This is a genomic window from Variovorax sp. P4_B10, assembly GCF_056402375.1.
On the sequence record NZ_JBFUHN010000127.1, the window covers coordinates 1 to 12,955 of the forward strand.

Annotated in this window: 15 protein-coding genes; 7 read left to right on the forward strand and 8 right to left on the reverse strand. The window is 64.6% G+C overall.

Annotation, left to right across the window (positions count from 1 at the left end):
- The 6 genes from AC1DXX_RS31730 to AC1DXX_RS31755 all read right to left on the reverse strand — a co-directional run.
- On the reverse strand, positions 1 to 2,851 hold a 2,851-nt coding region (locus AC1DXX_RS31730; protein ID WP_478138177.1), incomplete at its 3' end, for an AMP-binding protein.
- Positions 2,848 to 3,543, reverse strand: coding sequence for a 4'-phosphopantetheinyl transferase family protein (locus tag AC1DXX_RS31735; RefSeq protein ID WP_478138178.1), 696 nt, complete (start codon positions 3,541 to 3,543; stop codon positions 2,848 to 2,850). The genes AC1DXX_RS31735 and AC1DXX_RS31730, both read right to left, overlap by 4 nt.
- Positions 3,521 to 4,258, reverse strand: coding sequence for a thioesterase II family protein (locus tag AC1DXX_RS31740; protein WP_478138179.1), 738 nt, complete (start codon positions 4,256 to 4,258; stop codon positions 3,521 to 3,523). Before AC1DXX_RS31740 ends, AC1DXX_RS31735 begins: the two co-directional genes overlap by 23 nt.
- Positions 4,259 to 4,263: 5 nt before the next feature.
- Entirely contained in the window at positions 4,264 to 4,515 is a 252-nt protein-coding gene (locus AC1DXX_RS31745; protein WP_478138180.1) for an MbtH family protein, read from the reverse strand.
- A gap of 99 nt (positions 4,516 to 4,614) precedes the next feature.
- Positions 4,615 to 4,818, reverse strand: coding sequence for a DUF4880 domain-containing protein (locus AC1DXX_RS31750; RefSeq protein WP_478138181.1), 204 nt, complete (start codon positions 4,816 to 4,818; stop codon positions 4,615 to 4,617).
- A gap of 85 nt (positions 4,819 to 4,903) precedes the next feature.
- Entirely contained in the window at positions 4,904 to 5,449 is a 546-nt protein-coding gene (locus tag AC1DXX_RS31755) for a sigma-70 family RNA polymerase sigma factor (protein ID WP_478138182.1), read from the reverse strand.
- 246 nt (positions 5,450 to 5,695) lie between these two features.
- Here AC1DXX_RS31755 and AC1DXX_RS31760 point away from each other — a divergent pair, with 246 nt between their 5' ends.
- Positions 5,696 to 6,529, forward strand: coding sequence for a ParB N-terminal domain-containing protein (locus AC1DXX_RS31760; RefSeq protein ID WP_478138183.1), 834 nt, complete (start codon positions 5,696 to 5,698; stop codon positions 6,527 to 6,529).
- Positions 6,530 to 6,562: 33 nt separating this feature from the next.
- Here the strand turns inward: AC1DXX_RS31760 and AC1DXX_RS31765 are convergent, their stop codons facing one another.
- Together AC1DXX_RS31765 and AC1DXX_RS31770 are read right to left on the reverse strand one after the other, a co-directional pair.
- Positions 6,563 to 7,153, reverse strand: a complete 591-nt coding sequence (locus AC1DXX_RS31765) for a BPSL1445 family SYLF domain-containing lipoprotein (protein WP_478138184.1) — start codon at positions 7,151 to 7,153, stop codon at positions 6,563 to 6,565.
- Between the two features lie 130 nt (positions 7,154 to 7,283).
- Positions 7,284 to 7,829 (reverse strand): peroxiredoxin-like family protein, encoded by a 546-nt coding sequence (locus AC1DXX_RS31770; RefSeq protein ID WP_478138185.1) that lies wholly within the window; start codon positions 7,827 to 7,829, stop codon positions 7,284 to 7,286.
- Between the two features lie 78 nt (positions 7,830 to 7,907).
- Here AC1DXX_RS31770 and AC1DXX_RS31775 point away from each other — a divergent pair, with 78 nt between their 5' ends.
- From AC1DXX_RS31775 to AC1DXX_RS31800, 6 genes are all read left to right on the forward strand, one after another.
- Positions 7,908 to 8,552, forward strand: coding sequence for a TetR/AcrR family transcriptional regulator (locus AC1DXX_RS31775; protein WP_478138186.1), 645 nt, complete (start codon positions 7,908 to 7,910; stop codon positions 8,550 to 8,552).
- A 60-nt stretch (positions 8,553 to 8,612) separates the two neighbouring features.
- Positions 8,613 to 9,500 (forward strand): LysR family transcriptional regulator, encoded by an 888-nt coding sequence (locus AC1DXX_RS31780; RefSeq protein WP_478138187.1) that lies wholly within the window; start codon positions 8,613 to 8,615, stop codon positions 9,498 to 9,500.
- A 497-nt stretch (positions 9,501 to 9,997) separates the two neighbouring features.
- A complete protein-coding gene (locus tag AC1DXX_RS31785; protein ID WP_478138188.1) occupies positions 9,998 to 10,267 on the forward strand; it encodes a hypothetical protein in 270 nt (89 codons plus the stop codon).
- A gap of 354 nt (positions 10,268 to 10,621) precedes the next feature.
- Positions 10,622 to 11,362, forward strand: coding sequence for a hypothetical protein (locus AC1DXX_RS31790; RefSeq protein ID WP_478138189.1), 741 nt, complete (start codon positions 10,622 to 10,624; stop codon positions 11,360 to 11,362).
- Positions 11,363 to 11,487: 125 nt separating this feature from the next.
- A complete protein-coding gene (locus AC1DXX_RS31795) occupies positions 11,488 to 11,895 on the forward strand; it encodes a hypothetical protein (RefSeq protein WP_478138190.1) in 408 nt (135 codons plus the stop codon).
- Positions 11,896 to 12,494: 599 nt separating this feature from the next.
- Positions 12,495 to 12,955 (forward strand): hypothetical protein (locus AC1DXX_RS31800; protein WP_478138191.1); only part of this gene is annotated, 461 nt, incomplete at its 3' end.

Here is a 12,955-nt window from a genome sequence, read left to right on the forward strand (position 1 = left end):
GCCCCGTGTAGCGGTGCAGCAGCGACTGGAAGCCCGCGAGCAGCACGATGAAGAGCGTTGCGCCGTGGGTGTCCGCCACGCCGCGCAGCTTGCCGAGCAGGCCGGCCGGCAGCTCGAAGGCATGGCGCGCGGCGCTGTAGCCGGCCTGCGCCTTGCGCGGATGGTCGGTGCGCAAGTCGAGCACCGCGTGCGCGTCGCCGAGCTGCGCGCGCCACCAGGCCAGCTGCCGCTCGCCTTCGCCGGCGGCAAGCCACTCGCGCTGCCAGAGTGCGTAGTCGGCGTAGTCGATGCGCGACGCGGGCAGGCGCCCGGGCTTTCCGCCCAGGTGCGCGGCGTAGCCCGCGGCCAGCTCGTCGATCAGCAACTGCATCGAAGCGCCGTCGGAAATGATGTGGTGCATCACCACGGCGAGCACATGGGTGTCGTCGGCGGTGCGGATCAGCGCGGCGCGCAACAGCGGGCCCTGCGTCAGGTCGAAGGGCTCGGCCTTGAGGCGGCGGGTTTCTTCCGCCAGTTGCTCGTCGCGGCCGCCGCGCAAGTCGATCAGCGCCAGCGGCAGCGTGCCGGCGGGCTTGATCCACTGTTCCGCGTTGCCGTCGGCGGCTGCGCTGAACACCGTGCGCAGCGATTCGTGGCGCATGACGAGGTCGTCGAGCGCAGCGCGCAAGGCATCGGTGTTCAACGCCCCGGAGAGGCGAAGCGCGCCGCTCACATGGTAGGCCGCGCTTCGGGGATCGATCTGCCAGAGGAACCACTGGCGCTCCTGCGCATGCGAGAGCGGCATCGGCAACAGCCGGCGCTCCGCCGACAGCACGGGGATCGGCGCGCGCTGCAGTCGCGAACCCTGCGCCTGCAGTTGCCGGATGGCCGCTGCACATGCCTGCAGGCGCGGCTGCTCGAACAGCATCCGCGTCGGGAAGTCGATCTGCCAATGCGCCGAGATGCGCGCGGCCGCCTGCGTCGCCGTGAGGGAACTGCCGCCGCGGTTGAAGAAGTGGGCGTCGCGTGCCAGCGGACGATCGTCGCCCTGCTTCCAGACCTCGCGCCAGATCGCGGCGATGGCCTGCTCGACTTCGTCCAGTGGCGTCTCGAACGCCGCTTCGCTCGGGCCGCCCCGCACGAAAGCGCCGTACTGGTAGATCGCATACGCATCGGCGCTGCCGTCGATCCAGCCCGCACGGCAAGCACTGCGCTGCAGCTTGCCGCTCGTGGTCTTCGGCAGGCCGCCGGGGTTGAGCAGGAGCACGACCGACAGCGGCTCGCCGAACACCTCGCCGACGGCGGCGCCGAGCGCATCGACCAGCACCTGCGGCGGCACCAGCTTCTGCATGCTGCGTGACACTTCGGCAGCGACGCCGATGCCCTCGCCGCCCGCCCCCTGCACGGCGAAGACCGCGACACGGCTCTTGCGCACCGCGTCGACCTCGGCCTCGATGAGCCGCTCGACGTCCTGCGGATAGATGTTGTGGCCGCGAACGATGATGAGGTCCTTGATCCGGCCGGTGACGTAGAGCTGGCCTTCGTGCATGAAGCCGAGGTCGCCGGTTCGCAGCCAGCGCTGGCCGTCGCGCTCGACGAAGGTTTCGCGGGTTTCGCGCGCCTTGCCCCAGTAGCCGAGGCAGATGCTCGGGCCGCTGGTCCAGATCTCGCCGATCTTCCCGGGTGCCGCGGCCGTCAGCGACCCGGCATCGACGATCTCGACGCGATGGCCCGGCGCCGCCACGCCGCAGCCGACCAGCATCGTGCCTTCGTCGGCCAACGTGCCGGCGCCGGCAGCCAGGTCGTCGGCGGAGAAAGTGTTGACCACCATGCCGTCGCCGCGCATGCCGCCGGTGACGAACAGGGTCCCCTCGGCCAGGCCGTAGCAGGGATAGGCCGTGCGCGGGTCGAAGCCCGCGGGGCCGAAGCGCGCGATGAATTCGGTTTCGGTGTCTGCGCGCACCGGCTCCGCGCCCGTGTAGGCCACGCGCCAGCTCGACAGGTCGAGCTGCGCGAGCCGCGCATCGTTGACGCGCTCGAGGCAGAGGCGGAAGGCGAAGTCGGGTCCGCCGCTGTGGGTGGCGCGATGGCGCGAGATCAGCTCGAGCCAGCGCACCGGGCGCTCGAGGAAGTAGCCCGGCGAGGTGAGCACCAGCGGAATGCCGTTGTAGAGCGGCAGCAGCATCCCGCCGATCAGGCCCATGTCGTGATAGAGCGGCGCCCAGCAGACGAACTTGTCGTCGGGCCAGACGCCCATGCTGTGCGTCATGGCCTCTTCGTTGGCCACCAGGTTGCCGTGCGACACCATCACGCCCTTGGGCGCGGAGGTCGACCCCGAGGTGTATTGCAGAAATGCGATGTCGTCGTCGGCGGGCTCGAAGGGTGTCCACGCATCGGCCAGCGATGCATCCACCGCATCGACGGCGATGATCTCCGCGTCGCCGAACTGGCCGGGGCCCGCGCTCATCGCGCGCGACAGCGCGGCGGAGGTGAGCACGCAGCGCGCCTGCGAATCGACGGCAATGCCGGTGAGCCGCGCCAGGTGCTGCGGCCGCATGGACTCGGGCGGGAACACCGGCACCGCGATCACGCCGCTGTAGAAGCAGGCCAGCATGCACACCACGTAGTGGTCGTTGTTGTCGAGCATGATGAGGGCGCGCTCGCCCTTGGCAAACTGCTGCTGGAGCCGCGCCGCAAGTGCGCGCACGCGGCGCTCGAAGACGCCGTAGCTGATCGGGTCTTCGCTGTATTCGCCGTTCACCGTGCCGGCCACGGTGAGCCAAATGTCGTCGGGGCGCGTGCGTGCCAGCGTGCGCAAATGCGCCACGAAATTCTTCGGCGGCGGGTTTGCCTTTTGCGGCATTTCACTCATGTCGATTCCTTTGCGCGCCAGGCGAGGGCGGCGGCATAGCCGGCTGGCGCCGCGAGCGCCATGGCTTGAAAATTTGTCCACTCGGGAACGGCGAATTCGAGGGCGAAGCGCCCGTCCGCGCCGGGATCGCCGGGATGGATGCCGATGGATTTCAGGTGTTCGGCCACGCCGACGCCGATGGCCTTCAGCACCGCTTCCTTGCCGACCCAGCGGCTGTAGAGGGCTTGCAGCCGATCGCCGGCATCGCGCACCTCGCGGCATTCGCGCTCGGTGAAGGCCAGCGAGAAGATGGCTTCGGCATCGACGTTGTCCTTGCACTCTTCGATGTCGATGCCCACCTCGCTCACGATTCGCGCATCGCCCAGGACGATGAGCGCATGGGCGCCCGAGTGGGAGAGGTTGAACAGCAGCGCGTCGCCGGCAACGTCGAGAAAGGGCTTGCCGTGCGGGCTCGATGCGAGCGGCACGTCGGCAGGCTCGCAGCCCACGCGCTGCGCGAGCAGGCTGCGGAGGGCGGCGCGCGTCGCGGTGAAGCGCACGCGGTCGGCGGTCCTTGCAAACCTGTCGGCCTTTGCGCGCTCGGCCGGCGTCAGCACCTGCCGCGCTGCCGTGGCCTCGGTGCTCAGATCGAAGTCGAGGCGGTAAACCTCGATGCCCGTGGGCAACGGGTCAGGCCAGGGCGTGGGATGCATGGCGATTTCCTGCAATGACCTGGCCGAGGCGCTGCGCGAGCGCGGCCAGGAAAGCTGTTTCTTGCTGACGGATGAAGAAGTGGCCGCCATCGAACCAGTCGAGCGAATGGACACCGCCCGCTTCGACCGACCACGCGTGGATGCGCGCCGCATCGATGTCGTCCTCGCGGCCGGCGAAGACGTGCACCGGCATCGGCAGCGGCGCTTCGCCGGGATAGCGAAAGCCTTCGCAGACCCGATAGTCGGCGCCGAGCACGTCGAGGGTGATGCGCATCAACTCCGCGCTTGCAAACACTTCTTCCGGCGTTCCGCCCTGCTTGCGCAGGTCGGCAATGAGCGAGGCGTCGTCGGTCTTGTCCGCGAAGCGCGCGGGATCACGCTGCGAGGGCGCGGAACTGCCGGAGGCAAGCAGCGCAAGCGGCAATGCCCGCCCCATCGAGCGCAGCCGGCGCGTCATGCCGTAGGCCAGCAACGCGCCCATGCTGTGGCCGAAGATCGCGAAGTTGCCGCGCAGGGCCTCGGCCTGCTCCGCGCAGATCCGCGCGACCAGCGCATCGAAGTCTTCGACCAGCGGCTCGGCCAGCCGGCTGCCGCGGCCGGGCAGCTCCACCGGCACGATGCGGATCCAGCGCGGCAGCAGCCGGCGCCAGCGCAGGTACATCGTGGCGCTGGCACCCGCGCACGGCAGGCACAGCAGCGAGACGCTCGCCTCCATGCGCGTCAGCCGGCCGCGGTTTCGGTTGTCGGCTGTTGTTCCTGCTGCGCCATCCATTCGCGCAGCGACCGGGGGCGCATGTCGGTCCAGGTCTGTTCGACATAGGCGAGCGCGGTCTTCTTGTCGCCCTGGATGCCGTCGACCGCGGTCCAGCCCTTCGGAACGGCCTTCCAGTGGGGCCAGATGGAATACTGGTCTTCGTGGTTGACCAGAACAATGAAGGTCTCGTCTTCGCGATCGAAGCAGCTCGTCGACATGGGTACGTCCTTATGCGGTTGAACAGAAAAAGCGAGCCGACGACCCGGTGGGCCATCTCTTCGCTCCTGATCAACAAGACGTTTCAGGACGGGATCTGTTCACTCCGTGGAAGAAGGCGGGACCAGGCCGGCCAGCAACCACAGCCGGGCTGCCTTGTCGTAGGCCTTGCGATGCGCAGGATCGGCAAGAAGCCAGGCCGTCATCTCGGCGCGTGCGGCCGCATCGAAGCTCTCGCGGTCGTGCTCGCGCTGCACCCACTGCCATGCGGCGTTCCAGAGGGGATCGTCCTGTTCTTGTGTCATGCGTGAAGTGTGTGGCATTGCGCGGCAGCACAATGCATCGGCGCTAAGGCTTTTACCTTACACCAAAGCTGCGCCCGCTCAGGGCTCAGTCGTCATCGAGCAGACGGCCGCATGCCTTGATGGCCTGTGCGGCCTCGGCGATCAGGCCATTCACCAAGCCGAGCGCGCACCCCAGGCGCAGCGCGATCTCGCGCTGCGTGAGACCCTCGAGCCGGTAGAGCTCGAACACCAGGCGCGTGCGCGGGGGCAGCCCTGCCAGCACCCTGTCGATCGCGTGGATCGCCTGGCGCTCGCGCATCAGGCGGTCCGGCGAAGGCGGGCCGGCGACATCCAGCGCTTCGACATCGACATCGAAAGTGCGGTAGTTGGCCTCGACGGTGTGACGGCGGCAGGCGTCGAGCGCGACATTGCGCACGACCTGGCAGCAATAGCCGATCGGCCGGTCGGCCTTGCGCACGCACGGGCCGTCGGCGATCTTGAGGTAGGCGTCCTGCACGACATCGTCGGCGAGGTCCGCGGTGCGGACGATTCGCCGCGCCACGCGCAGGAGCTGTGGGCGGTTCGCGATGAAGACCTCCGCGAGCGTGGGCTCGGCAAGGTGCAACGCCATGTCGATCGGCTCTCCCATCATGCGAGGCGGGGCGCAGACCGCCCGGAAGAACGTCGGCGAAGGTGCAGACACATGAACATGAAGGCGGTACTCCTGAGGTGTTCAATACAAATGAGAATTATTACTACTTGTGAATACAAAAAAGCCCCAAATCCCAGCCCCTTCATGCTCCATGCCCAGTAGACGTTTGAGAACGCCAAAGCGAGACAGCGCGGCTGCGGAATTCGGGGCATCTAAAATTCCGCCCCTTTCCCCGATCCCTCCCTCATGAACATCGTCGTCAACGAAGAACTCAAAGCCTATATCGATCCATTGACTCCGGAGGAACACGAGGCGCTGGAACGCAGCATCCTCACCGAGGGCTGCCGCGATGCGCTGGTGCTGTGGGGCGACGTGCTGGTGGACGGCCACAACCGCTACGGCATCTGCCAGAAGCATGACCTGCCGTTCCAGACGGTGCAGAACACGCGCTTCAAGACGATCGAGGACGTGCACCTCTGGATGATCGACCAGCACCTCGGCCGCCGCAGCATCTCGGACTACCTGCGCGGCGTGCTGGCGCTCCGAAAGAAGGACATCGTCGACGAGCGCCGCTCCCGCGCGCTGGCCGAAACGCCTGCGCCGGACGACGCCCCTTTCGACGTCGACACGCCCGCCACCGAATCGGCCTCCGACAACGCCCCTGCCCTGCCCCCGCCCGCGCCAATGAACAGCCGCGAATCGATCGCCAAGGCCGCGCGCCTGAGCAGCAACCAGGTCGTGATGATCGAGAAGATCCAGAAGCAGGCGGCGCCCGAACTGGTGGCGGCCGTGAAGTCGGGTGTGATCTCGATCAACACGGCTGCGGCCGTGGCCAGCCTGCCCGCCGAAGAACAGGTCACGGCGGCGAACGCAGGCAAGGACGAACTCAAGCAAGCCGCCAAGCGCGTTCGCGAGGCCAAGCGCAAGCCGCGCGAGGAGTCTCCCGAATCCGAGTCGGACGAACAGGCCGCCAAGCCCGATGCGGTTCAACTGCTGGAACAGCGCGTGGCCGAGCTGACGGCCGAGAACGAGGCCCTGCGCCGGCAAGTCGCAGAGTTGCAGGCGCAGTTGGCGAACTGACGGCGGGGCGCAGCGGCCCCGCGCGCCTTTTACTTACAGCTGGATCTCGGTGATCTTCGCGCCTTGCAGCGACACGCCGGCTTCAAGACCCACATTGGTCATCACGAAGCCCACCACCGGCTGCTGGATCGTGTTGGTGTCGATGCTGCCATTGGCGCCGATGGTCGCGAGGGCCACCGTGGCATCCGCGCCAGCAGTCCAGCCCTTGCTGCTGCGGAACTTGTCGAGCGCGGCCTGCGTGGTGAACACGTAGACGACCGCCTTCGACTGCGCGCCGGCCTGGAAGCCGAGCGAACCCGAGGTGGTGCTGTAGTACGACTGCGTGCGGCCGTTGACGCGCAGCGCGCCCCGGCCGTATTGGGCACCGACGCCCATGCTGGCCCCGACCACGGCCGGGAACACGAGCACGCCGCTCGACTTGCCGACCAGTTCGCGCGACCCCTTCACGGAGTCGTACAGCTTGGACAGCGAGGCATCGACCTGCGCGTCGATGGACGTGCGCGAGGAAGCACTGCTGGCCTGATCCTGCGGCCGCGTCGTGGTGCACCCGACAAAGGCGAGGCTGCACGCCGCAACGACGGAAGAGAGCGCAAGCGTGCGGAAGTTCAGGTTCATGGTGTTCATGACAGATTCCTTTGCAAAGTACGAAGAAGCCTCTGCCTGTCGCGGCAGATCGGAACATGCTAAGTCCGCCAAAACACGGTAAATCCGACTTGGGAAAACGGCCTACGCGAAGTCACGCCATCCGGGAAGCTCACTCGGCGCCAGCCCCGGCGCTCGCCGCAAGCCCCAGCACATCGTCCGCGCTCCACTGGTCATCTGCATGGGTGCCGTACCTGGACGCAACGACCTTTCCGCCCCCGTCGACGAGGAAGTCCGCGGGCAGCCCCGTGATTCCGTTCTCGGCCTTCCTGTAGAAGCGGCGCGACGCCAGGATCCAGCGAAGCCCGCTCCAGAACACGCCCGGGTGCAGCAGCGCGAACACCGAGGTTTCGACGCCGAACTGCCGGTAGTGCTTCTTGCGCCGGTCGGCCACGCAATCGAACGGAAGCCGGGCCTGGTACTCGCGCATCTCTTCCTCGGAAGAATGGAAGAACACCACCTGACGAATGCCGGCCGCCTGGACCTCCGCATGCCGCCGCGCCAGCGTCAGCAGGTGAAAGTTGCAGACCGGGCAGCCGGCGAACCGCCGGAACTGCAGGTGAACGAATCGCACCGAAGGATCCGGAACGGTGACCGACCGACCGTGAATGGTGTGCAGCGCGACCGGCGGGACGGTGTCTCCGGGCATGAGCTTCATKATGCGACTCCTCTTCGTTAACGTACAGTGTACGCATTCGACTATACTGTCGCCCTCGAAACGCAGTCAAGGGGAACGATGGGCCGCCCTGCCAAACTCACGCGCCAGCAGCTGCAAGCCGCAGCCCTTGCCATCGTCGACGCGCACGGTCTTTCCGGCCTGTCGATGCGCGCCCTTGCCGGCGCCCTCGGCACCGGGGTCATGACGCTCTACAACTACGTCTCGCAGCGAGAGGAGCTCGACGTCCTGGTGGTGGAGGCCGTCATTGCCGAGGCACGGTGGTCGCTCAAGGGCGACGAAGCCTGGGAACAGTCGCTCCAGACCATTGCATTCGCGCTGTGGCATGCGGTTCGCGCGCACCCGCATGCGATTCCGCTCATCCTCACGCGCCGCAGCCGTTCGCCGGCCATGCTCGATGCCGCTGAAGCGATGCTCCAGGCCCTGGCGCGAAGCGGCCGATCGGGGCAGGCGCTGCTCGTGGCCTTCCGGGCCGTCTCGGCGCTCATCATGGGGGCCGCGCAAGCCGACCTCGCCGGTCCGCTCACGCTGCAAGCCGGCGAATCCGCGGCGGACACGATTGCGCGCTTCCAGTCGCTTCCGAGCGAACGGTTCCCGCTGCTGATCGACATCGCCACGGCCGCCACGACCAGCGATGCGGAAAGCGAGTTCCGAGCGGGGCTGGCCCTCTTGATCGAGGGGCTGCATTCGCCCCGGCGCATGTAGACTGATTCGATGCCCCCCGAAGCCTCACCCGCCCGCGTGTTCCTGCGCTGAGCGACCTGCATGCGACCCGACCTCGATTCCCTCGCGCTCTTCCTGAGCGCCCTCGAATCCGGCAGCCTGTCGAAGGCCGCGGAAGAACACCACCTCGTGCTGTCGGCCGCGAGCCGGCGCATCCGCATGCTCGAGAGCGAGTTCGGCGTTCCGCTCTTCCAGCGCACCTCCAAGGGCGTCACCGTGACCGGCGCGGGCGAATCGCTCGCCGTCCATGCCCGGCTCATCCTGCGCGATGTCGACCGGATGCGGGCCGACCTCTCGGACTACGCGCAAGGCGCAACGGGGCGCGTGAGGCTGCAGGCAAATGCATCGGCCATGGGCCAGTTCCTCCCTGACGATGTAGCCAGCTTCCGCAGGAGCTATCCGGAGATCCGCGTCGATGTGGAAGAGCACCGCAGCGTCTGGATCGTGCAGGCAATTCGCGACGGGCATGCCGACGTCGGCGTGATCACCGGCGAGACGGCCGATTCGAGCCTCAATTTCATCCCCTACCGCACGGACAGGCTGGTGGCCATCGTCCACCGCAAGCACCCATACCGCAACCGCGAGGTGTCGTTCGCGGAGCTGCTCGATTTCGATTTCGTGGGACTGGAGAGCGACTCGGCCATCGCGCGAACCATCGAAGATGCGGCGCTCGCCGCGCGCAAGGTGCTGCGCCTGCGCGTCAAGGTCAAGAGCTTCGAGGCGGTTTGCCGGATGATCGAGGCCGGCATGGGCGTGGGCATCCTGCCCGAGGGCGCGGCGGCCACCTACCGCAAGGAGATGGGCCTGCGTTTCCTGAACCTGTCGGACGCCTGGGCGTCGCGCCGCATGTACATCTGCACGCGGCAGGAGACGCTGACCTTTCCGCAGCGCCGCCTGGTCGATCACCTGCTCTCGCGCTACGTGCCTTAGAGGCCGTCCATCTGGGGGCTCGTTGGACGCTGCTGTTCGGGGCGCGCTCACGCCGACGGGGTACCTTGCTCCGCGAATGTCCCCCGGGGGCTGCGCCCCCTCCTCCTTTATTTCGCTGCGCAAGGCACCCCATCGACGTGAGCGTTCAGAGCCGCTGCGGACTGACACGGCACGGGGCTCACGAGGTCCGCGCGCGGCGCATTGCGGAAGCTGCATTTGTTGGCGGTCGCCGGGACTTCGTGCCGCATGGAACGGCTACTACGCTGGGTTCTTCTCTAAAGTGGATGCCCCTGTCACCCGATACCCCAACAAGGGAAGAAGAAAGGCGCAACACACCCAGCCACCGAGATGTTTGAAGGCTGCTTGCCTCGCGGCATGTTGTCGGTGCGAAAGCAGCGATGCAGATGCGAGGTACCAAAAGGCGACGGCCGGGGTGTTACGAGTACCCCAGCCGTCTAACCAAGTTCGTGCAATCACCTTGGAAGGAACGCACAAAAATGGCTACCAAGACTATAGCCCGGCCTCGCACGCCGGTAGCTTCCGAAGACAACGCCCCAGATCCGGCGGATCTTCTCGAAAACACCCTCTCTCAGCTCGAAGCTCTCCTGTGGGTCTGTCACGGGGAAGACATCGACTGGTGCAGCGGTGACGGGCCTCGACAACTGGACAACCTGCTTTGGCTTGCGGCTGAACTCGCTCGCAAGGCTGGAGAACTGTTTCAGGTGAGCGAGAAGGCGCGACGCGGAGCGCCTGAGACCGGCAGTTAGCGACTGGTCTGCGGACTGCGTGTTTCGCGGCCCGCCTGGCGAACGGGTTCTTTCGGGTACGACGGCTGAAGCCTTCGTGATGGAGGGAATTCGGCTCGGTTGAGGTTGCTTGTGGGGTAGGCCTCGAAGGCAGCTATGCGCTCCATGCTGATCGTCGACAGACAATGCGAGCATCCGCTTTGCAGGGCGGATTCAACCGGTCGCTGCAACACACTAACCACCGCGTAGGCGGAAGGAGTGTTGCAGCGACCGGTTGAATCCGCCAGCGGAAGCGGACTGTCGTTGGCCGAGGCTAGACTTTCGGGTTCGGCCAGAAGCAGTCATCCCATTAGAGCGCCCAGTAAGGAAGCAGCCGTGACCGACATCGCCCATCTAAGGCAGCACTATGAACGTTTGGAGACCGAGGAATTGTTGTGCTTGCAGCCGCAGAATCTGACCGAGGACGCGTGGCAAATCCTTCAATCGGAGATTGAGAAGAGGCGCATGGACCCTTGGGAGGCCAAGCACTTTGGGGCGATTGGGCACGATCGTTTCAAGACCGACATGAGCCAACTCGGAAGAAAAACACCTCCGCCAGGGCAGCCATTTGCATGGTTGAAGTGGAAACCTTCTCACGATCAGCACATGGGCCAAAGGCAAGGAAGCGTAATTCCAAACGACCTGCRCAAACTCCAAGAATCCTGCACAGGCTTGAAGCTCCTTCTTCCCTCGAGCTTCTTGTTGCTCATGGAATCGCCGCAGCTTTGGACGAGATTCCGAAGCATGAACGACGGGTTCTTCGAGGTGAAAAAACCGCCCATCAGATGCCCCGTGAGCAATGGATATTTGATCCCGTTCATCTCCGACCAGCAGTATTGCCACTTCTATTTTCTCCACCTTGCACCTGGTCGAACGGAGCATGAAGTCGTATGGGCTGATGATCATTACCACGGCGCCCTGTACGCAGACGAGAAGGTGTTTGAGAGCGACTACAGGAGTCAGTTCGACCCCACCGATATTCAACTGTGCAATCAGGATTTCGAGAGATTCATGTACTGCCACCTTGAAGATCACGAAAAATTCTTCGAGTCATCACAGTTCTTGGCTGGCGATTGATTGAAAGGTTTTTAGACACTAGGTGGCTGAAATGCCAGCAACCGCCCTCGGCCAGAACCGGCCGCTCGCCGACGCCGACCAATTTGCTTTCAAACGGGCATTCGCAATCGATATCCGTCTTGAACATGAAGATGAACAGCTCTTTGTCACTGCCACGCACCTTGCTGGAACGGATACTTCCCGGTGCAACCCTTCAGCCCGATTCGATTCTTGAAGCCGCGGAGCGCGAAGGCCTCACATACAAGTTCCTCACCATCGCAGATTGGGGGGAAACAGGGGCGCGGTATGGAAAGACCGACTTGTTCGATTTGATATTCGCCGGAAAGCCTCTCCCGCCGGGTGAGGTCATCGTGATCACCGACGAGAGTTTTATCAGCGGCGAACTGCTTTGCTGCCCGGCCCAAGAACTGCGTCAAAGGGTGGACCTTTCGTCTCAGTTCATGTTCGATGGAGACGTGGTATTCATGTGGCCTCAGATTTCCGGCCTCACCGTCTTTCATCATGAGGGCGGCTTCGCCCACATTGATTGGTGACCCCGAACGGGACGCGATCACCGGAAGGCAGAATGCGGCCAAGAGCGGAAATTCATCACGGGCATCCAATTTTCTTAGGGAGTGCCATGCAGACGTCTTCTCCTTGGCTACAGTTGGCGATCCTTTCGAACCAAATGCATCAGTGAAAGATCTAGCATGAGAGAGCAGATGTTTTTGTCGGGCATCTCAGTCCTCGGAATCTGCATCGTGCTTTTCTTGGTGCTCGTGAGCTACTTCATCAGGCGGGTTGCGCCGGAGGACCCCGCCGTTTCTGTCAAGCGGCAGCTGGACGCTGCCTCGGTCGTGGGTTCAGTCCTGGACGCGTACAAGAGAACGGGCCGCAAGCCTTTGTCGACATGCCCATTGTGTCAGCAGCCCATTGAGCTAAGGGCCAAGACTTCTGAACGCTTGGTTCGACTAAGCTGTTTCTGTGGAGCGTGCAACGGCACGTATCACGTAGCCGACTCCAAGCTAGCGCAGTAGTTCAAGCGCAGTTCATACTTCGGCCAGAACCGGACGTTCGTGAACGCTGTGCAATGCGCGATGCCGATGGGCCACATCTGGACGGGTGCAGCAGCAGGACATTCCAACCCATCAAAATGATTGAAGATAACTACCATAAAGAAGAGCAGACCTTTGCCATCTTCGCCTTACCGGAAGACTACGCATATCACATCGGGCAAGTGGCAAGTATTGGATCGGACGGTTTGAGAGTTGTGCGCAGACAGCTCTCGATCAAGAGCCCCTACAGGCTCGAAGTCGTTCCTGCCACAAGCATTTCTCGAGCGGAGTACGACTGTGGGTTGGCACCGATGCGAATAGTGGCGGGCGTACTTGTGCTCGTCCTTTTGGTTGGCATTTTCTATTATCTGGGGGTCTACTGGGATCGTCTTGAGCCTGGCACCACTGTCCGATACGGTTTGCTTGCGCTTGCYGGCATCTATGGTGTGAAGTGGGCTTTCATGTCGCGCCGCCACCAACTCACATTTCACCTGCGTGACGGCGGTCGAGTTCGTTGGCGCTCTCGCTCTGGTGACTTCAAATACAAGGCACCAGTGGC